Source organism: Streptomyces sp. WAC05374 (assembly GCF_004353505.1).
In the GTDB taxonomy this organism is placed as follows: domain Bacteria; phylum Actinomycetota; class Actinomycetes; order Streptomycetales; family Streptomycetaceae; genus Streptomyces.
Genome location: NZ_SMNQ01000028.1, coordinates 22077 through 42363 on the forward strand (window position 1 = coordinate 22077; position 20287 = coordinate 42363).

Annotated in this window: 10 protein-coding genes; all 10 read left to right on the forward strand. The window is 72.6% G+C overall.

From position 1 onward, the window contains the following. The first annotated feature begins 34 nt into the window (after window positions 1-34). The 10 genes from E2B92_RS31195 (at window position 35) to E2B92_RS31240 (ending at window position 20287) form a co-directional block, all read left to right on the forward strand. Window positions 35-322, forward strand: coding sequence for an antibiotic biosynthesis monooxygenase family protein (locus E2B92_RS31195; RefSeq protein ID WP_160159809.1), 288 nt, complete (start codon window positions 35-37; stop codon window positions 320-322). Next, window positions 319-2067, forward strand: a complete 1749-nt coding sequence (locus tag E2B92_RS31200; protein WP_126883830.1) for an FAD-dependent oxidoreductase — start codon at window positions 319-321, stop codon at window positions 2065-2067. The genes E2B92_RS31195 and E2B92_RS31200 overlap by 4 nt, the downstream gene beginning before the upstream one ends. A 7-nt stretch (window positions 2068-2074) precedes the next feature. Beyond that, window positions 2075-3049, forward strand: a complete 975-nt coding sequence (locus E2B92_RS31205; protein WP_126883829.1) for an aromatase/cyclase — start codon at window positions 2075-2077, stop codon at window positions 3047-3049. 189 nt (window positions 3050-3238) lie between these two features. After that, the gene (locus tag E2B92_RS31210) at window positions 3239-5722 is read left to right on the forward strand and encodes an FkbM family methyltransferase (RefSeq protein ID WP_126883828.1); all 2484 of its coding nucleotides are present in this window, start codon (window positions 3239-3241) and stop codon (window positions 5720-5722) included. Window positions 5723-5738: 16 nt separating this feature from the next. Then, a complete protein-coding gene (locus E2B92_RS31215; protein ID WP_126883827.1) occupies window positions 5739-6590 on the forward strand; it encodes a 3-hydroxyacyl-CoA dehydrogenase family protein in 852 nt (283 codons plus the stop codon). Window positions 6591-6616: 26 nt separating this feature from the next. Beyond that, a complete protein-coding gene (locus E2B92_RS31220; RefSeq protein WP_126883826.1) occupies window positions 6617-6871 on the forward strand; it encodes a phosphopantetheine-binding protein in 255 nt (84 codons plus the stop codon). 23 nt (window positions 6872-6894) lie between these two features. Then, window positions 6895-8049 (forward strand): acyl-CoA dehydrogenase family protein, encoded by a 1155-nt coding sequence (locus E2B92_RS31225; protein WP_126883825.1) that lies wholly within the window; start codon window positions 6895-6897, stop codon window positions 8047-8049. After that, window positions 8046-9086 (forward strand): HAD-IIIC family phosphatase, encoded by a 1041-nt coding sequence (locus E2B92_RS31230; RefSeq protein WP_126883824.1) that lies wholly within the window; start codon window positions 8046-8048, stop codon window positions 9084-9086. Before E2B92_RS31225 ends, E2B92_RS31230 begins: the two co-directional genes overlap by 4 nt. Before the next feature lie 61 nt (window positions 9087-9147). Then, window positions 9148-19413: a non-ribosomal peptide synthetase/type I polyketide synthase gene (locus E2B92_RS31235; protein WP_126883823.1), complete on the forward strand. Its 10266-nt coding sequence runs from the start codon at window positions 9148-9150 to the stop codon at window positions 19411-19413. After that, window positions 19406-20287, forward strand: coding sequence for an alpha/beta fold hydrolase (locus E2B92_RS31240; protein WP_126883822.1), 882 nt, complete (start codon window positions 19406-19408; stop codon window positions 20285-20287). The genes E2B92_RS31235 and E2B92_RS31240 overlap by 8 nt, the downstream gene beginning before the upstream one ends.

Consider the following 20287-nt stretch of genomic DNA (forward strand, 5'->3'; position numbering starts at 1 on the left):
CCCCCGTACCCGCACCGAACCCCAGGAGCAGACCATGGTGACCTTCGTCAACAAGCTGACCGTGCACGGCGACATCGACACCTTCCTCGCCGTCAAGGGACGCCTCACCTCCTACATGTCCGCCCAGCCCGGCTACGTCAGCCACCAGACGCTGCGCCACGCCAAGGCGCCCAACGTCTTCCTGGAGCTGGCCGTGTGGCAGGACGCCGAGGCCCACCAGCGCGCCGTGCGCAGCGAGGAGTTCCAGGCGATCGTCAAGGGCCTGGGCCCGCTCGCCACCCCCGAGCCGGGGCTGTACGAGACGGTCGAGGAAGCCGCGTGACGCCGCGCCCCACCGGCCGGACCCAGGTCCTCGTCGCGGGCGCCGGACCGGTCGGCCTGACCGCCGCCCACGAACTGGCCCGACGGGGACTGCGGGTCCGGCTCGTCGACGCGGCCTCGGGCCCCTCCCGCACCAGCCGGGCCGTGGCCACGCACCCGCGCACCCTGGAGACCTACGACCAGATGGGCGTCGTCGGCGACATCCTCGGACGCGGCCGGCGCAACCGGGCGTTCACCATGTACGCCAAGGGGCGCCGGCTCGTGCGGCTGGACGCCGACTACTCCACGATGCCGACCTCGTACCCGTACACCCTCGTCATCGGGCAGACCGAGACGGAGGCCGTGCTGCGCGACGCCGTGGCCCGGCTCGGCGTGGAGGTCGAGTGGGGCGTGCGGCTGGCCGGGTTCGAGCAGGACGCGGACGGCGTCAGGGCGCGGCTGACCGGGGAGGACGGCACCGAGGAGCACGTCGACGCGGACTGGCTGGTGGGCTGCGACGGCGGCCACAGCACCGTGCGCAAACTGCTCGGGCTGGAACTGACCGGACGGACCAGCGATACCTGGATGCTCGCCGACGCGCCGGTCGCCACCGACCTGCCGCCCGACACCATCTACTGGGCCCACACCGGCACGCAGGCGCTGATGATGGTGCCCTACGCCCGCGAGGGCCACTGGCGGCTGCTGGACACGGCGCCCGTCTCCCGCGCGGCCGACCCCCGCCCCGCCCAGGAGCGGCTCACGCAGAAGCTGTCGGCCGGGCTCGGCCGGGACGTCCGGGTCGGCGAACCCGAGTGGACCTCCACCTTCACCTTCCAGCAGCGGATGGTGGAGCGGATGCACGAGGGCCGTGTCTTCGTCGCCGGGGACGCCGCCCATGTGCACAGCCCCGCCTCCGGGCAGGGCATGAACACCGGCATCCAGGAGGCATACAACCTCGCCTGGAAGCTCGCCATGGTCGAACAGGGCCACGCCGGGCGGGAACTGCTCGGCACCTACGACGAGGAGCGCCTGCCCATCGGCCGGGCCCTGCTCGGCTCCACCCGCGCCGCCACCTTCCTGGTCCAGCTCAAGAACCTGCTCGCCTCGGTGGCGCTGCCCGTCGTCTTCACCGTCGTACGCAACGTGCCCCCGCTGCGGCGGGCCATCCAGCGCAAGGTCCTCGGCGGCATGTCGGGGCTGCGCATCGGCTACGGCGACTCGTCGCTGACCACCGTGGAGAGCTACCGGCTCATCGCCGGGTCCGGCTCCGCCGTCGTGTCGGGCGTCGAACCGACCCCGGCGCCCGCGCCCGGCGAGCGGGTCACCCACGCCCACGTCCACGACGGCGACGACACGGGCTGCGCCGGGCTGCGCGCCGAACTGCGCGACCCGCGCTGGTCGCTGCTGCTCGCCGCGGGCGGCACCGGACCCGGTGACGTACCGGTCGGCGTGGCCATCACGGCGGCCGCCCAGTACGGCGAGTGGCTGTCGGTGCGCACCGTCGGCGGCGCCGGCCCCGACGGCCCCGCCCCGCTCGCCGACCCGGACGGGCGGCTGCGCGAGGCGCTCGGCCTGGCGCCGGGCGGCTGGCTGCTGGTGCGCCCCGACGGGTACGTCGCCGCGCGCGGCACCGCACTGACGCGGGTCGCGCTGGGCCGGGCGCTGGCCCCGCTGAGGCCGGCCGCCCCGCTCGCCGACGCGGCCCGCCCCGAGCCGGGGCTCGTGGTGGGCGCCCGCGCCCGGCGGCTGAACCAACACGGATCGTGAACGAGGAATGAAGAGGGTGGTCGTGGTGTCGGGTGAGCGTGTGCACCGCAGGACGCGGTCGGTCGAGGTGGCCGCACCGGCGGGGGTGGTCTACGGGCTGCTGGCGAACGCGGTGCAGTGGCCGCTGTTCTTCCCGCCGAACGTGCACGTGGAACGGCTGGAGTTCGACGGGAGGAACGAGCGGCTGCGCATGTGGGCGACGGCCGGCGGCCGTGTCCGGTCGTGGCTCTCGCGCCGGGTGCAGGACCCGCAGGAGCGGCGCATCGACTTCCGCCAGCTCAACCCCGAGGCCCCGGTCGAGACGATGAACGGGACCTGGACGGTGGAGGAGCGGCCGGGCGGCGGCAGCCTGCTGAGCCTGCACAGCGACTTCACCGTGATCGGCGACCGGCCCGAGGACGTGGCGTGGGTGGAGCGGGCGCTCGCCGCCAACACGGGCGCGGAACTCGACAGCCTGAAGCGGCTCGCGGAGCGGTGGGGGAGGCTGGACGAGCTGGTGCTGTCGTTCGAGGACAGTGTGCGGGTCAACGGCCCGGCGGAGCTGGTGTACGACTTCCTCTACCGCGTCGGCGACTGGCCCGAGCTGGTCCCGCACGTCTCCCGCCTGGACCTCACCGAGGACACCCCCGGCGTGCAGGTCATGGCCATGGACACCCGAACCGCCGACGGCAGCACCCACACCACCGAGTCCATCCGCATCTGCTTCCCCCACGCCGGCCGCATCGTCTACAAGCAGACCGCCACCCCGGCACTGATGGACGCCCACACCGGCGAATGGACCGTCACCCCCGACGAAACCGGCGTCACCGTCACCTCCCAGCACAGCGTCGTCCTCCGCGAAGACACCATCCAACGCGTCCTCGGCCAGGGCGCCACCCTCGAGCAGGCCCGGCGCTACGTACGCGAAGCCCTCGGCCGCAACTCCACCGCCACCCTCAACCTCGCCAAACGCCACGCGGAGACGGCGATCCGGATGCTGTGAGCATCCGCCCGCTCCCGACTGTTGCGCACAAAGACCTGACATGCCCGGCACGGTGGAGCGTCCACCGCTGCTCCGGTCCCGCTCTAGCCGACGCCGTAAGAGTTGGCTGCGACGGACTTCCTCGGAGGGGAACGGGGCAGCAGTGGGCGCTCGACCCTTTCCGGCCGGCCGTACACCTCAAGGAGAGGCATGAGCCCCAACACCATCACCGCCGAGGAGACCCGTGACCGGACGGCGCTGCCGTCCGAGGCGCCGGTCCTGTGGCACCTCGCCCTGGTCAGCGGGGCCAGCGGCACCTCGCTCGACGCCGGACTGGCCGGGCTGAAGGCCCGGTTCGCCGCTTCCCCGGCGCTGGAGGACGTCCCGGTGCGCATCCGCACCGTCGGCGCCGCCGAGGGCGCCCACCGCGGCGCCGTGCTCGCCGGTGCGGGCGGTGCGACGGAGCTGGGCGCCAAGGAGCCCGCCCAGGCCGCCGCGTCCGTGGCCTTCATGTTCCCCGGCCTCGGCGACCACTACATCGACATGGGCCGCGAGCTGTACCGCGACTTCCCCGTCTTCCGGGACGCCATCGACACCTGCGCCGACGCCCTCGCCGCCGAGCTGGGCGTGGACATCCGCGAGGTCGTCTTCCCCGACCCCACGCCCGCCGAGCGCACCGCTCCGGCCCCGGCCGTGGACCTGCGGCGCATGCTCGGCCGTGACTCCGGCCCGCAGAGCGAGAGCGAGCGCCGCCTCAACGCCACCCGCTACGCCCAGCCGGCGCTGTTCGTCATCGAGTACGCCCTGGCCAGGCTCTGGGAGTCGTGGGGAGCCCGGCCCTCCGTCATGATCGGCTACAGCCTCGGCGAGTACGTCGCGGCCACCCTCGCCGGCGTGCTGTCCCTGACGGACGCCCTGACGCTGGTCGCCCGCCGCGCCGCGCTCATCGACGCGCTGCCGCACGGCGCCATGCTCGCCGTGATGCTCCCCGAGGAGCAGGTCCGCCCGCTGCTCGGCGCCGACGTCTCGCTCTCCGCCGTCAACGGCCCCGAGTTCTGCGTGGCCGCCGGACCGGTCGCCGCCGTCGAGGCACTGGAGCGCGACCTCACCGGACGGGGCGTCGTCCACCGCCGCGTGCAGTCCACGCACGCCTTCCACTCGTCGATGATGGAGCCCATCGCCGACCAGGTGACGGAGCTGGCGCGGACCCTCACGCTGAACCCGCCGAGCATCCCGTACGTCTCCAACGTCACCGGCCGCCTCATCACCGACGAGGAGGCCACCGACCCGGCCTACTGGGCGCGCCACCTGGTCAGCCCGGTCCGCTTCGCCGACGGCCTGCGCGCCCTCGGCACCGCCGACCTGCTGCTGGAGACCGGCCCCGGGCAGACGCTGAGCAGCATGGCCACCGTGGTCCGCGGCAGCGACGCGGGCACCATCGTCGCCTCCATGCGCCACCCGCTGGAGCGCCAGTCCGACTCGGCCGTCGCCCTGAAGGCGCTGGGCCGGCTGTGGCTCGCGGGCGCCGACATCGACTGGGCCGGCTTCCCCGCCTCCGAGCTGGACGTCGTCGCCGAGGGCGCCACCGCCACCGCCACCGCCGGCACCGGCGGCGAGGCTGCCCCCACCGCCACCGAGCACGAGCTGCACGGCCTGTGGGCGAAGCTGCTGAAGAACGAGCAGCTCCCCCGCGACGTCAGCTTCTTCGAGGTCGGCGGCAACTCGCTGCTCGCCACCCGGCTGATCCTGCGCATCAAGCGGGCCTTCGGCGCCGAGCTGACGCTGCGCCAGGTCTACGAGTGGTCCACCCTCACCCGGATGGCCGCCGCCGTCGACATCCTGCGCGCCGGCGGCGAGCTGCCCCGCGAGCACGAGGGCTCCTCCCACACGGGCAACTCGCTGGCCCGCTTCACGCTCCCCAACGGCCTGACGGTGTCCCACCAGAACGAGGCGGAGACCCGCCACTTCTACGAGGACATCTTCGACCACCGCACGTACGCCAAGAACGGCATCTCCATCCCGGACGGTGCCACGGTCGTCGACGTCGGCGGCAACATCGGCCTGTTCACCCTCTTCGCGCACTACGAGGCCAAGGACGTCACCGTCTACACCTTCGAGCCGGCGCCCCCGATGTTCGAGCTGCTCAGCCAGAACGTCGCCGAGCACGGCGTCAACGCGAAGCTGTTCAACATCGGCGTCTCCGACACCGAGACCGAGGCGAACTTCACCTTCTACCCGCGCAGCTCCGGCATGTCCTCCTTCCACCCGGACGAGGACGAGGAGAAGCACAACCTGCGCACCATCATCGCCAACCAGCAGAAGACCGGCGACGCCGACGCGGAGGTCGCCGAGCTGGTCTCCTCCGACGAGCTCATCGACGTCCGCTTCGAGGCGATCGAGTTCACCGCCACGCTCCGCCCGCTCAGCGCCGTCATCCGCGAGCAGGGCATCGAGCGCATCGACCTGATCAAGATCGACGTGCAGAAGAGCGAGCGCCAGGTCATCGACGGCATCGCCGACGAGGACTGGCCCAAGATCCAGCAGATGGTGCTCGAGGCGCACGACGCGGACGGCGAGGTCGCCCGGCTCGTCGCCCTGCTGGAGGGCCGCGGCTTCACGGTGAAGGCCGAACAGGACGAGCTGTACGTCGGCACGGACATCCACAACATCTACGCCGTACGCGGCGCACGCTAACGGAGTCGTACGAGACATGGAATTCACGACGGTAGGGGTGGTCGGCGCCGGCGTCATGGGCGTCGGTGTCGCACAGAATCTCGCGCAGACCGGCCACCGGGTGGTGCTCGTCGACATCTCCGACGAGGTCCTCGACAACGCGCGCCGCGAGCTGCGCACCAGCCTGCGCGCCTACGCCCTGTTCAACAAGGGCTCCCGCGTCGACCCGGCCGAGGTCTTCGACAAGATCGAGTTCACCACCGACTACGAACTGCTCGCCAAGGCCGACTTCGTCGTCGAGAACGTCACCGAGGACTGGGGCATCAAGCAGAAGGTGTACGAGCGGATCGACCGCATCGTGCGCCCCGAGGTGGTCTTCGCCGTCAACACCTCGGCGATCTCCATCACGCGCGTCGGCTCCGTGACCACGCGTCCCGAGCGCGTCGTCGGCATGCACTTCATGAACCCCGTGCCGATGAAGCCGATGGTCGAGGTGATCCGCGGCCACCACACCACGCCGGAGACCCTCGACACCGCGCGCCGCTTCCTCGCCGGCATGGGCAAGGACTGCATCGTCGTCGAGGACGTGCCCGGCTTCGTCTCCAACCGCGTCCTGATGCTCACCATCAACGAGGCCGCCTTCCTCGTCCAGGACGGGGTGGCCCCCGCCGCCGACGTCGACCGGATCTTCAAGACCTGCTTCGACCACAAGATGGGCCCGCTGGAGACCGCCGACCTGATCGGCCTCGACACCATCCTCAAGTCCGTCGAGGTGCTCTACGAGAGCTTCAACGACAGCAAGTACCGGCCCGCCCCGCTGCTCAAGAAGATGGTCGCCGCCGGCCTGCTCGGCCGCAAGAGCGGCGAGGGCTTCCACAAGTACCACTGACCTCGACGACGACAGGACGGAAAAAGATGAGCACGGACAACAGGGCCAGGATCGCGGAGTACCTGTCCCGCTTCTTCCCGGTGCACGACCTCAAGGACGACGACGACATCTTCGAGCTCGGCTTCGTCAGCTCGATGTTCGCCATGCAGCTCGTCTCCTTCGTGGAGCACGAATTCGGCATCACCGTCGAGAACGAGGACCTGGAGCTGGAGTACTTCCGCTCCATCGACGCCCTCGACGCCTTCGTCACCCGCAAGCTGTCCGCCCCGGTCCCCCAGTAGAGACGAGAGCGGACACCACGACGATGACCGCGACGCCGACCGCCGGCCGGCTCACGGCGCGAGAAGAGTTCCGCGCCTTCGCCGACCGCCACATCGCTCCCCACGCCGACGCCTGGCACCGGGCGCAGCGCACCCCGCCCGAGGTCGTCCGGCTGCTGGCCGACGAAGGACTGCTCGGGCTGCCCGTCCCGCGTGAGTACGGGGGCGGCGGCGGTGACGCGGTCACCCTCGGCCTGCTCGCCGGCGAGCTCGGCCGGGCCTGCTCCTCGGTGCGCAGCCTGCTCACCGTCCACACCATGGTGGCGCACGCGATCCAGCGGTGGGGCAGCCGCTCCCAGCGGGAGACCTGGCTGCCCCGGCTCGCCGCCGGCGAGATCGTCGGCGCGCTCGCCGTGTCCGAGCCGGGCGCCGGCAGCGACGCGGCGGCCGTCACCACGCGGCTCGTGCGCGACGGCGACGACTGGGTGGTGAACGGCCACAAGAAGTGGACGACGTACGGGGAGACGGCCGGGCTGTTCCTCGTCGTCGGCCGCTCCGAGGAGGGCCCCACCGCCCTGCTCGTGGAGCGGGACGCCCCCGGTGTCAGGACCGAGCTGATCGAGGACATGATCGGCATCCGGGCCTCGATGACCGCGAACGTGTACTTCGACGACGTCCGCGTACCCGGCGGCCACGTCCTGGCCAGGCCCGGCCTCGGCGTCTCCCACGTGGTCGGCGCCGCCCTCGACCTCGGCCGCTACACCGTCGGCTGGGGATGCGTCGGCATCCTCGACGCCTGCCTGGAGGCCAGCGTCGACTACGCCTCCACCCGCGAGCAGTTCGGCTCCCTCATCAAGGAGCACCAGCTCGTCAGACGCATGATCAGCTCCATGTACACGGACGCCCGCGCCGCCCGGCTGCTGTGCCTGGAGGCCGGCCGGCTGCGCGACGAGCGCGACCCCGGCGCCCTGGCCGCGACGTCCACCGCCAAGTACTTCGCCGCCACCGCCGCCGGCCGCGCCGCCGCCGACGCCGTCCAGATCCACGGCGCCAACGGCTGCGGCCCCGACTACCCCGTACAGCGCTACCTCGGCGACTCCAGGGTCATGGAAATCATCGAGGGCAGCGCCCAGCTCCACCAAGTGGGCCTTGCCGAGTACGCGTTCCAGGAACGCGGACTGCGAAGGAGACAACGATGACCACGACGGCCGTCACCACCGTCAAGTGCGTGGTGTGGGACCTCGACAACACCGTGTGGGACGGCGTGCTCCTCGAGGACGGTGACGTCACGCTCCGGCCCGCCGTCGTGGACGTCATCCGCACCCTCGACGAGCGCGGCATCCTCCACTCCGTCGCCAGCCGCAACGACCACGACGCGGCCATGGCCAAGCTGGAGGAGTTCGGCATCGCCGAGTACTTCCTCCACCCGCAGATCAACTGGGGCAACAAGTCCGACTCCGTGCGAGCCGTCGCCGAGGCGTTCAACATCGGCATCGACACCCTCGCCTTCGTCGACGACCAGCCCTTCGAGCGCGACGAGGTCCGCTTCGCCCACGAGCGGGTGCTGTGCATCGACGCCCTCGACGCCGAGGCCATCCCCGGCATGCCGCAGATGCAGCCCCGCTTCGTCACCGCCGACTCGCGCGAGCGCCGCCACCTGTACCGCGCCGACGTGCAGCGCCAGGAGGCCCAGGACGCCCACCACGGCACCGACGAGGAGTTCCTCGCCTCCCTCGGCATGCGCTTCACCATCGCGCCCGCCCAGGAGCGCGACCTCCAGCGCGCCGAGGAACTCACCGTCCGCACCAACCAGCTCAACGCCACCGGCTACACCTATTCCTACGAGGAGCTGGACGCCTTCCGCCGCTCGCCCGACCACGACCTGCTCGTGGCCGGCCTGGAGGACAAGTACGGCACCTACGGCAAGATCGGCCTCGCCCTCGTCGAACGCGGCACCTCCGCCTGGACCGTGAAGCTGCTGCTGATGTCGTGCCGCGTGATGTCCCGGGGCGTCGGCTCGGTCCTCCTGGGCCACCTGATCCGCAGCGCCCGCGACGCGGGCGTGACGCTGCGCGCCGAGTTCGTGCCCACCAGCCGCAACCGGACCATGTACGTCACCTACAAGTTCGCCGGCTTCCGCGAGGTCGCCAAGAACGGCGACGTGTCCGTCCTCGAGCACGACGGCACCCACGTCCAGGGCTTCCCGCCGTACATGGACGTCACGGTCGAGCGCTGACCGGCGCACGCGGACCCCGCCCACCGCCACCCGGACTGTTGGAGAGAGACGGAAGGCAACGATGAACGCCCAAGCCAACGAGGAGCGACTGCGCAGGGCCATGGCCGCCGTCCTGCAACTCCAGCAGCGCAACGCGGAGCTGGAGAACCAGCGCCACGAGCCGGTGGCGATCGTCGCCATGGCCTGCCGGCTGCCCGGCGGGGTCGACACGCCCCGCGCGTTCTGGGACCTGCTCGTCGAGGAACGGGACGCCATCGGCCCCCTGCCCTCCCGGTGGGACGCCTTCGACCTGTACGACCCCGACCCGGGCACCCCGGGCAAGAGCTACGCGCGCGAGGGCGGCTTCCTCGACGGCGTCGAGAAGTTCGACGCGGAGTTCTTCGGCATCTCGCCGCGCGAGGCCCAGTCCATGGAGCCGCAGCAGCGGGTCGTCCTGGAGGCCTCCTGGGAGGCGCTGGAGCGCGCGGGGCTGCGCAGCGACCAGTTCAAGGGGAGCCGCACCGGCGTCTACATCGGCGCCATGCGCCCCGACTACGAGACGATCCGCACCGACCTGGAACTGCTCGACGGTTACCAGGGCACCGGTGTGTCGTGCAGCGTCATCTCCGGCCGCGTCTCCTACGCGCTGGGCCTTCAGGGCCCGGCGGTCACCGTCGACACCGCGTGCTCGTCCTCCCTGGTGGCGATCCACCTGGCCGCCACCGCGCTGCGCAACGGCGAGTGCGACATGGCCCTGGCCGGCGGAGTGACGGTCATGAGCTCCCCCGGCATGTTCGTGGAGTCCAGCCGGCTCGGAGCGATGTCCCCGGACGGGCGGTGCAAGAGCTTCTCGGCCGAGGCGGACGGCGGAGGCTGGTCCGAGGGCGTCGGCATCCTCGTGTTGAAGCGGCTGTCCGCCGCACAGCGGGACGGCGACCGGGTGCTGGCCGTGATCCGCGGCAGCGCGGTCAACCAGGACGGCCGCAGCCAGGGCCTGACGGCGCCCAACGGCCCCGCGCAGCAGCGGGTCATCCAGGACGCGCTCGCCGCGAGCCGGCTCACCCCGTCCGACATCGACGCCATCGAGGCCCACGGCACCGGCACGCCGCTGGGCGACCCGATCGAGGCGGGCGCGCTCGCCGGGGTGTTCGCCCCCGGGCGTGACGCCGGGGAACCGGTGTACCTGGGATCGTCCAAATCCAACATCGGGCACTGCCAGGCCGCCGCCGGTGTCGTCGGCGTGATGAAGATGGTGCTCGCGCTCCAGCACGAGACCCTGCCCAAGACCCTGCACGCCGAACGGCCGAGCCCGCACATCGCCTGGGACGGCAGCGGTCTGGAGCTGCTGCGGGAGGCCCGCGCATGGTCCCGCGGCGAGCGCACCCGCCGCGCGGGCGTGTCGGCCTTCGGCATCAGCGGCACCAACGCGCACGTGGTGCTGGAAGAGGCCCCTGTCCCCGAGGAGACAGACCCCGCGGCGGGCACCACGGCCCCCGACGGGCTGCCGGCCACTCTGCCGCTGGTGCTGTCCGGCCACGACGAGCAGGCGCTGGGCGCACAGGCCGGGCGCTGGGCCTCCTGGTTGGAGGCCAACCCCGACGTGCCGTTCGCCGACCTGGTGCGCACGGCCGCCCTGCACCGCTCCCACGGTGAGACACGGGCGTCCGTCCTCGCCGCCGGGGCGGGGGAGGCCGTCGCCGCCCTGCGGGCGCTGGCCGACGGTCTCCCGCACCCGGACACGGTGGTGGGCAGCGCCCGCGAGCGCGGCAAGGCCGTGTTCGTCTTCCCCGGCCAGGGCAGTCAGTGGGCGGGGATGGGGCGGGCGCTGCTCGCCGAGTCGGAGGTGTTCCGCCGGGCGGTGGAGAGGTGCGACGCCGCGCTGAAGCCGTACACCGGCTGGTCCGTACTGGAACTGCTCCGCGGTGACACGAACGAGGACCTGCCGTCCCTGGAGCGGATCGACGTCCTCCAGCCGGCCCTGTTCGCCGTCATGATCGGGCTGGCCGAGCTGTGGCGCTCGCTGGGCGTGGAGCCCGCCGCTGTCGTGGGCTCCAGCCAGGGCGAGGTGCCGGCCGCCGTGGTCGCCGGCGCCCTGTCCCTTGAGGACGGCGCCCGCCTGACGGCGCTGCGCTCCCAGGGGCAGCTCCGGGAGTGCAGCGGCCGCGGGGCGATGGCGCTGGTCGAGATGCCCCTCGCCGAGGTCGAGGCACTGATCGCCCCGTACGGCCAGGCCCTGTCGGTCGCCGTCGTCAACACCGCCGCCTCCGCGGTCGTCTCCGGCGACGTGGCCGCGATCGAGTCGCTCCTGGAGGAGCTGGCGGGCCGCGACGTCTTCAGCCGCCGCATCCAGTCCGACACCGCCGGACACAGCGCACACGTCGACCCGGTCCTGCCGTGGCTGGCCGAACAGCTCGCCGGCATCGAGGCCCGCCCGGCCCGGGTGCCGTTCTACTCCACGGTGACCGGCGGCCTCCTCGACGGCACCCGGCTCGACGCCGACTACTGGTGCCGCAACGTCCGCGACACCGTCCGCATGGACCTGGCGCTCGGGGAACTGGTCGCGGGCGGCCACGACGTCTTCGTGGAGATCAGCCCCCACCCGGTGCTGAGCATGCCGCTGACCAGCGCCACCGCCGATGTGCACGGCGTGGTCGTGGGCAGCCTCAGCCGTGACCGCGGCGGGCTGTCCCAGGTGCTGCGGTCCGTCGGCGCCCTGCACGTGCAGGGCCACCGGGTCGACTGGAGCCGCGTTCTGGGCGGCGGTCCCGCCGCCGACCCCGCCGACGCACCGACCTACCCCTTCCAGCGCCGCTACTACTGGGCCGACGTGCCGGCCCCGGCGTCCACCACCCGGCCGGCGGCCCCGAAGCAGGGCGCGCCGGACGGCACCGCCGACGGCGGCGGGCCCCGCAAGCAGGGCGGGCTGCGCGGGCGACTGGCCGCTCTGGCCGACCACGAGCGGCTCGGCGCCCTGACCGACATCGTCCGGCGCGAGGCCGCCGCGGTGCTCGGCGCGGCGCAGCCGGTGCCCGGGGACAAGAGGCTCCAGGAGCTCGGCCTGGACTCGATCATGGGCCTCCAGCTCCGCAACCGTCTGTGCGAACTGGCGGGCAGCACCCTCCCCACGAACATCGCCTTCACCTTCCCGACGGCCGAGGACCTCGCGGAGCACCTGCTCTCGGACGTCCTCGCCGCGGCCGCCGACGACGCCGGGCCGCTGCCGCTGGTGCGTGCCGCGGCCCGCGACGTCCACCCGGCGACGGAGGGCCAGCGGCGCCTGTGGTTCCTGGAGCAGATGAACCCGGGCTCCGCCCAGTACAAGGTCGCCCTGCGGATCCGGACCGCCCGGCCGCTCGACCACACCACGCTGACCCGCTCCCTCGAGTGGATCACCGCCCGTCATGAGGCGCTGCGCACCGGACTGGAGACCCGGGACGGCGAACTCGTCCAGGTCGTCCGCACCGGCGTGCCGGTCGCCGTCACCTTCGCGGACCTCCGCGACCTCGGCCCGGACGCGCTCGACGAGCACCTCCGGCACGAGGAGCAGGAGCCGTTCCTCCTCGGCGGCACCTCGCTGTTCCGCTGCCGCGTGCTGGACCTGGCGGCGGACGACCAGGTGGTGTGCTTCAGCGTCCACCACGCGGTCACCGACGGCTGGTCGCTCTCGCTGTTCCTGATGGAACTGTTCCACGCCTACGAGGAGTACGCGGCGGGTCGCGAACCGGACCCGGCGCAGGCCGAGTTCCACCTCGGCGACTACGCCGCCTGGGAGCAGCGCAGCATCGCCGAGGGACGCTTCGAGGAGGCGCTCGGTTTCTTCGCGACGGAACTCGAGGGCGTGGAGCGGCTGGAGCTGCCGCCCGGCCCCGACACCGTGGCAGAGGGCGACGAGGGCGGGGACACGCTGTACTTCACCGTCCCCGCCGACCTGCGGGCCGGGCTGGAGGCACTCGCCTCCCGCACCTCCGTCACCCCCTACACCGTGCTGGTCAGCGCCTTCGCCACGCTGCTGGCGCGCACCACCGACCAGTACGACTTCGCCGTCGGCACCGTCTGGTCCAGCCGCCAGCTCCCGGGCACGGCCGGTACCTTCGGGTTCCTCGCCAACACGCTGCCGCTGCGCTGCGACCTGACGGGAGACCCGCGGTTCGACGACCTGCTCGCCGCGATGTCGCCACGCGTGCGCGGTGTGTTCGAGCACCAGAGCGTCCCGCTGACCGAGGTCGTCCGCGCCGTCGGCGCTGCGCGCACGGGTGACGAGAACCCCCTCTTCCGCGCCGTCTTCAACTACGGGGGCGCCGCCATGCCCACCGTGGGAGAGGGCGACGCGGCCTGGCACCTCCCCTCGTCCGGCAGCCTCGCGGGCAACGTCCGGGGTGCCTCCAAGTTCGAACTCGGCATCACGCTCATCCCGTGCGGGGACGAACTGCGGGGTGAGTTCGAGTACCAGGCACACGTCATGGGCAGGGCGGCCGCACAGCGCATGGTCGCCAACTTCCGCACGCTTCTCGAGTCGATCGTGCGGGAACCGGAGCTCCCCCTGAGCGCTCACGCCCTCCTCGCCGACGAGGAGCTGGCCTGGCTCGTCGAGCGCGGCGGCCGCGTCACCCCGCACGCCCCCGGCACGGCGACCGCGCTGGAACTGGTCTGGGACCAGGTCCGCCGCACGCCCGACGCGGTGGCACTGGTGTCCGGCGGGCACGAGCTGACGTACCGCGAGATGGCGTGGCGTGCCGCCGCGCTGGCGGACAAGCTGCGCGCCGCCGGCGTCGGCCCCGAGACTCCCGTCGGTGTGCACCTGCCCAGGTCCGCCGAGCTCGTCGTCTCCGCGCTCGCCATCTGGCTGGCCGGCGGCGCCTACCTGCCGGTGGACCCCGGCTACCCGCAGGCACGGGTCGCGTACGTCGTCGAGGACAGCGGCATCGACGTCGTCATCACCCGCGACGCCACCGCGGCCGACCTGACCGGCACCGGTGTGCGGGTCCTGCTCGCCGATGACATCCATGACGCTCCCGTACCCGCGGGGGAGGCGCTGCCGGACATCACCGCCCCCGCGCTGGGGGACCTGGCGTACGTGATCTACACGTCCGGTTCGACGGGCAGGCCCAAGGGTGTGCTGATCGAGCACAGCCAGTTCGTGAACTTCTGCCACGCGGTGGACGAGCGCATCGGCGGCGGCCCGGGCGACACCTGGCTGGCCGTCACCAGCCCGTCGTTCGACATCTCGACCGTCGAACTGCTCTGGACGCTGACCCGCGGCTACCGCGTCGTGATCGCCCAGGGCAGCGTCGGCGAGTGGTCCTCCTACCGCTCGTACGCGCCGACCCACCTCCAGTGCACGCCCTCGCTCGCCCGGCTCCTCCTGGCGGACTCCGCCGGACGTGCCCTGCTGCGCGGGCTCGACCGGATGATCGTCGGCGGCGAGGCGCTGGACCGGGGCCTGGCGGCCAGGCTCATGAGCACCTGCCGGGGCGGGCTCACGAACATCTACGGCCCGTCCGAGACGACGGTGTGGTCCACCACCTGGCACGCCGAGCCCGGCGAGGTGTCCCTGGGCGACGCGGTCCGCAACACCAGCCTCTACCTCCTCGACCGCTACGGCTCGCGTGTACCGCGCGGCAGCCGCGGCGAGCTGTTCATCGGCGGCCTCGGCGTCACCCGCGGGTACCTGAACCGCCCGGAGCTCACCGCCGAACGGTTCGTGCGCGACCCGTTCGCCGGCGACAGCGGCGCCCGGATGTACGGCACCGGGGACATCGTCCGCTACCGCGAGGACGGCAGCCTCGAGTACTGCGGTCGCAGCGACGCCCAGATCAAGCTGTACGGCCACCGCATCGAGCTGGGGGAGATCGAAGCGGTCGCCGGCGAACACCCGGCCGTCGCCGAGTGCGCCGCCGTGGTCCGCCGTGACGAGGGCAGCGACCCCCGGCTGTGCCTGTATTACGTCCCGTCCGGCGCCCACGGCACGGACGAGGACGAACTGCTGCGGTACTTCCTCGCCCGCGTCCCGTCCTACATGGTGCCCTCGCAGCTCGTCGCCATGGACGAACTGCCGCACACGCCCAACAAGAAGGTCGACCGCAAGGCGATCCTCGCCCTGCCCGCGCCGGGTCCCGTCACGGCCCCGGCGGCCCAGGGCGGCGACGACTCGCTGGAGGACCTCATCGCCCGTGCATGGGCCGGGGTGCTCAATCTCACCCGGGTGGACCGGGACCGGGGCTTCTTCGAGCTGGGCGCCAGTTCCATGACCGCGCTCCAGGCGCACAAGGTCATCTGCGAGGGACTGGGACGCGAATTCCCCCTCTCGGCGCTCTTCCGCTACCCGACCGTCCGGCAGCTCTCGGCCTTCCTGCGCGGCGCCTCGCACGCCACCGCGCCCGACCGTGCCCCGGTCCGCCGCGGTGCGTCCGCCGACGAGCCGGTCGCGGTCATCGGCTTCGCCTGCCGGCTGCCGGGAGCGCCGGACGCCGACACCTTCTGGACCAACCTCAAGAACGGCACCGACTCGATCCGGCACTTCACGCCCGAGGAGCTGAGGGCTGCGGGGATCGGGGAGGACCTCCTGTCCGACCCCGACTACGTGCCGGCCAAGGGGCACGTCGAGGACGCCACCCGGTTCGACGCCGACTTCTTCGACTGCTCGCCCGCCGAGGCCGAGGCGATGGATCCGCAGCACCGGCTCTTCCTCGAGTGCTCCTGGCAGGCGCTGGAGCACGCGGGCCAGGTGCCGCAGCGGTTCGACGGTGCCATCGGCGTCTTCGCCGGCTCCGGGCAGAGCGGCTACCGCGGCAGCGACGACGCCACCGACGTGTCCGACTTCTACCGCAGCATGGTGGGCACGAAGAACGACTTCCTGGCCACGAGGGTCGCGCACAAGCTCAACCTGCGCGGACCCGCGCTGACCGTCCAGACGGCGTGCTCCACCAGCCTCGTCGCCACCCACCTCGCCCGGGAGAGTCTCCTGCGCGGTGAGTCCGACATCGCCCTGGCGGGCGGCGTCTCGCTCACCTTCCCGATGGAGCAGGGGTACGTCCACCAGGCCGGTCTGGTGTTCTCGCCCGACGGCGCCTGCCGGGCCTTCGACGCCGCCGGAGCAGGCACGGTCCTCGCCAACGGTGCCGGGGTCGTCGTGCTGCGCCGCCTGTCGGACGCGCTGGCCGCCGGGGACACGGTCTATGCCGTCCTGCGCGGCAGCGCCATCAACAACGACGGTTCCAGCAAGGTCGGGTTCACCGCGCCCAGCGTCGAGGGGCAGGCCCGCGTCATCGCGGCCGCCCACCGGGACGCCGGTGTCACGGCGGACACGATCGGGTACGTCGAGGCCCACGGGACGGGAACCGCGCTCGGTGACCCGATCGAGGTCCAGGCGCTCCAGCAGGTCCTGGCGACCACCGGCCGCGCGGAGCCGTGCGCCCTGGGCTCGGTGAAGACCAACATCGGGCACACCGACGCCGCGGCCGGGGTCGCCGGACTCATCAAGGCGGTGCTCTCCCTCCACCACCGGCAGCTCGTACCGAGCCTGCACTTCGACAAGCCGAACCCGGAGATGGAGCTCGACCCGGAGCTGCTGTACGTCAACACGGAGCTGAAGCACTGGAAGCAGGCCGACGGCCCGCGCCGCGCGGGGGTCAGCGCCTTCGGCCTCGGCGGTACCAACGCGCACGTGGTCCTCGAGGAGCCTCCGGTCGCCGAGCCGGTCGAGACGGCTGTCGCCGAGGGTCCGCTGCCGGTGGTGGTGTCGGGCCGGGATGAGGCGGCGCTGCGGGAGCAGGCCGGGCGCTGGGCGTCCTGGCTGTCGGGCCGTGGCGATGTGGCCGTGGCGGACGTGGCGGTGACGGCCGCCCGGCACCGTACGCACTTCGAGTCGCGCGCCAGTGTGGTGGCGGCGGACTCCGCCGAGCTGGTGGAGGCGCTGACCGCGCTGTCCGAGGGCCGGCCGCACGACGCCGTGGTGACCGGGAGCGCCGAGCGGCGCGGGAAGGTCGTCTTCGTCTACCCGGGCGGAGGGACGCAGTGGGCGGGTATGGGCCGCGAACTGCTCGCGTCCAGCGACGTGTTCGCGCAGACGATCGACGCGTGTGACGCCGCCCTGCGGCCCTTCACCGGCTGGTCGGTACGGGAGGTCCTCGCCGGTGAGCGGGCGGACCACCCGCCGCTGGACCGGGCGGACGTCGCCCAGCCGGCCCTGTTCGCCATGGGTGTGGGCCTGTCGGCGGTATGGCGTTCCCTGGGTGTGGAGCCCGCCGCCGTGGTGGGCCACTCGCAGGGCGAGGTCGTCGCCGCCGTCGTCAGCGGGGCGCTGTCGCTGGAGCAGGGCGCGCAGGTCATCGCCCAGCGCTCCCGGGCCGCCCTGGCCTGCGTCGGGCAGGGCGGGATGGCGCTGATCGAACGCCCGGTCGCGCAGGTCGAGGAGTTCCTCGCCCCGTACGGGGAGGCCCTGTCGGTCGCGGCGGTCAACACCGAGGGATCGACCGTGATCTCCGGGCAGGTGGACGCGATCGCGCGGATCGTCGACGAGCTGGGCGCCAAGGACGTCTACGCCCGGAAGATCAACGTCGACTACGCGTCCCACAGCGCGCAGGTGGACCCGATCCTGCCGGGCCTGGCGGAGGACTTCGCCTCCCTGACCCCCCGCCGCACGGACATCGCGTTCCACTCGACGGTGACCGGCCGGGTCGCCGAGGGGCCCGAGCTGGACGGCACCTACTGGTGCCGCAACCTCCGCGAGCCCGTCCGCCTCGACAAGGCGCTGAACGGGCTGCTGACCGACGGCCACACCGTGTTCGTGGAGATATCCGCGCACCCGGTGCTGACCATGGCGCTCACGGACGGCAGCGCCGGGCACGGCGGCGTCGTCGTCGGCTCCCTGGCCCGCGGCCACGGCACCGTCGCCCAACTGCTGCGCAACGTCGGCCTGCTGCACGCCCATGGCCACGAGCTGGACTGGGACCGGGTCCTCGGCGAGCACACCGGCACCCTGGTGAACCTGCCCACGTACGCCTTCCAGCGCGAGCACTACTGGCGAGAGGCGCACCGCGCGTCGTCCCCCCTGGGGAGCCGGGCGGCCGAAGCCCTCTGGGAGGCCGTCAGCTCCGGCGGCCCGTCGCGGGTCATGGAGCTGCTGGACGCGCCGGAACGTCTCGAGAAGAGCGTCGCGGACGTCCTGCCGCTGCTGGAGGACTGGCTCAGGAAGCAGGCGGTGGAGGCCGCCGCGGAACAGCGGAGCCCGTCGGCTCACCGCGGTCGTGGCATCGGTTTCCGCGAACGCCTCGCCGGGGCCGCCGCGGGCGACCGGCTGCCGATGGCGCTGGAGCTGGTCCTCCGGGAGGCGGCCCAGGCCCTGGGGGTGCCGAGCGGTGAGGTCGCCGTCGGCCGGCCGCTTTTCCAGCTCGGCATGGACTCCCTGATGGCCGTCGGGGTGCGCAGCCGTCTCGCCCGCGAGACCGGCCTGAGCATCCCGGTGCAGACCATCCTCGGGGAGGAGGGCTGCCTGGGCATAGCCGGCCACCTGGTCGAGGAACTGGTGGGCGCCGGTGGGGCGGAGGCCGCGTCGGGCGCGTCCGGCCGCTGGCTGCGGACGCTGAAGCCGGCCAAGGAGCCGTACGCCCGGATCGTCTGCATCGCGGGCGGCGGCGGGACGACCGCCGGTCACGTGCCCCTGATCCGGCACGTCCCGGACGGCGTCGAGCTGCTCGGCGTGCAGATGCCCGGCCGCGAGAGCCGGACGGGCGAGGACCCCGCGACCTCCATGCGGGACGTGGTGGCCGCGATCAGCGCCGAGCTGACGAGCCGCACGCCCGTACCGACCGTCGTCTACGGCCACAGTCAGGGGTCCTGGATGGCCTGGGAGCTCGCGCACGCGCTGTCCGCGCTGCCGGACGCGCCCGCGCTCACGCTGGTACCGGCCTGCGCCATGCCGCCGTACGCGGAGGTGCCGCCCGCGATGAGGCGGATGGAGGACCTGGCGAAGTCGCTCGACGGGATCACCGCCGGCGAGCTCGCACGCGCCCTCGAGGGCATCCTGCCGGACGACGTCCTGGCCAGTGAGGAGCTTCTGACCACCTATGCCTCCGCGCTCCACCACGACGCGATCCTGTCGATGAATCATCGGGAATCCCTGCTCGGTGCCGAGCGAGAGCCACTGCGCATCCCCGTCGTCGCCGTCACGGCCAAGGACGATCCCGTGCTTCCCGAGGAGACGGCGCGGGGCTGGCAGCACCTCACGCGAGGGGAGTTCGTGCACCGCGTCATCGACGGCAGTCACGCGGCTCCGATCGAGAACAGTGAAGCGATGGCCGCAGAGCTGGTGGCGGCAATGCAGAAAGCCATGGGAGAGAAGAATGTCTGAGATTGTCCGTCCCGACGGTGCGCGGATCCACTACGAGGTGCACGGTGAGGGCTTCCCCGTGCTGCTGCTGGCCCCGGGTGGGGTGAGCAGTGAGGCGCGGTCCTGGGAGGAGAACTTCTACCAGCCGGTCCGCGAGCTGTCGCGGCACTTCCGGGTGGTGGTGATGGACCAGCGTCACGCCGGCCGCAGCTCCGCCCCCGCCCTGCCGTTCTCCTACGAGCAGACGGCCGGGGACCAGCTCGCGGTGCTGGACGAGATAGGGGCCGAGCAGGCCCACGTGGTGGCCGCCGGCTTCGGCTGCGCCCACGCGTGGCGGCTGGCCCACGAGGCGCCGGGCCGGGTGCGCTCGGTGGTGGCCCAGGAGCCGGTGGGCCGCGGTGAGGGCAACTCGCTGGGCGACTTCCTCGGGCTCTTCGACGAGGCGATGCGGCTCGTGCGCGCGGCCGGCTTCGACGACCCGGAGACCGAGGGCCTCGGCGCGGTCTTCGAGGCCGCGGCGAGGGACGGCGTCTTCGCCCGCAACCCCGAGGCGGGCCCGTTCGCCCAGCGGCTGCACGACGACGAGGACTTCCGTAAGGAGATGCTCACCTTCCGGCGCGAGAAGTACATCACCCTGCTGGTCCGCTTCCGGGACGGGATGTTCCCCGACGGCCGTGCGTTCTTCTCCGTCCCCGACTCGGCCGTCAGCGAGCTCACCGCCCCGCTGCTGGTGCTGGCGGGCACGTCCCCTCGTGCGCCCGAGGACGTCGCCGGGCGGATCGCCGCTCAGGCGCCCGCGGCGACCCTGATGGAGCCGGGTTTCGACGCGCCGGAACGGCGTGAGGAGACCGTGGCGTCGATCGTCGAGTTCCTGCTGAAGAACAACCCGAGCTGA

Excerpts from the sequence above, each read along its gene's own strand:
- E2B92_RS31195 (WP_160159809.1), top strand. The coding sequence starts at position 35 with ATGGTGACCTTCGTCAACAAGCTGACCGTGCACGGCGACATCGACACC.
- E2B92_RS31205 (WP_126883829.1), top strand. The coding sequence starts at position 2,075 with ATGAAGAGGGTGGTCGTGGTGTCGGGTGAGCGTGTGCACCGCAGGACG.
- E2B92_RS31210 (WP_126883828.1), top strand. The coding sequence starts at position 3,239 with ATGAGCCCCAACACCATCACCGCCGAGGAGACCCGTGACCGGACGGCG.
- E2B92_RS31215 (WP_126883827.1), top strand. The coding sequence starts at position 5,739 with ATGGAATTCACGACGGTAGGGGTGGTCGGCGCCGGCGTCATGGGCGTC.
- E2B92_RS31220 (WP_126883826.1), top strand. The coding sequence starts at position 6,617 with ATGAGCACGGACAACAGGGCCAGGATCGCGGAGTACCTGTCCCGCTTC.
- E2B92_RS31225 (WP_126883825.1), top strand. The coding sequence starts at position 6,895 with ATGACCGCGACGCCGACCGCCGGCCGGCTCACGGCGCGAGAAGAGTTC.
- E2B92_RS31230 (WP_126883824.1), top strand. The coding sequence starts at position 8,046 with ATGACCACGACGGCCGTCACCACCGTCAAGTGCGTGGTGTGGGACCTC.
- E2B92_RS31235 (WP_126883823.1), top strand. The coding sequence starts at position 9,148 with ATGAACGCCCAAGCCAACGAGGAGCGACTGCGCAGGGCCATGGCCGCC.
- E2B92_RS31240 (WP_126883822.1), top strand. The coding sequence starts at position 19,406 with ATGTCTGAGATTGTCCGTCCCGACGGTGCGCGGATCCACTACGAGGTG.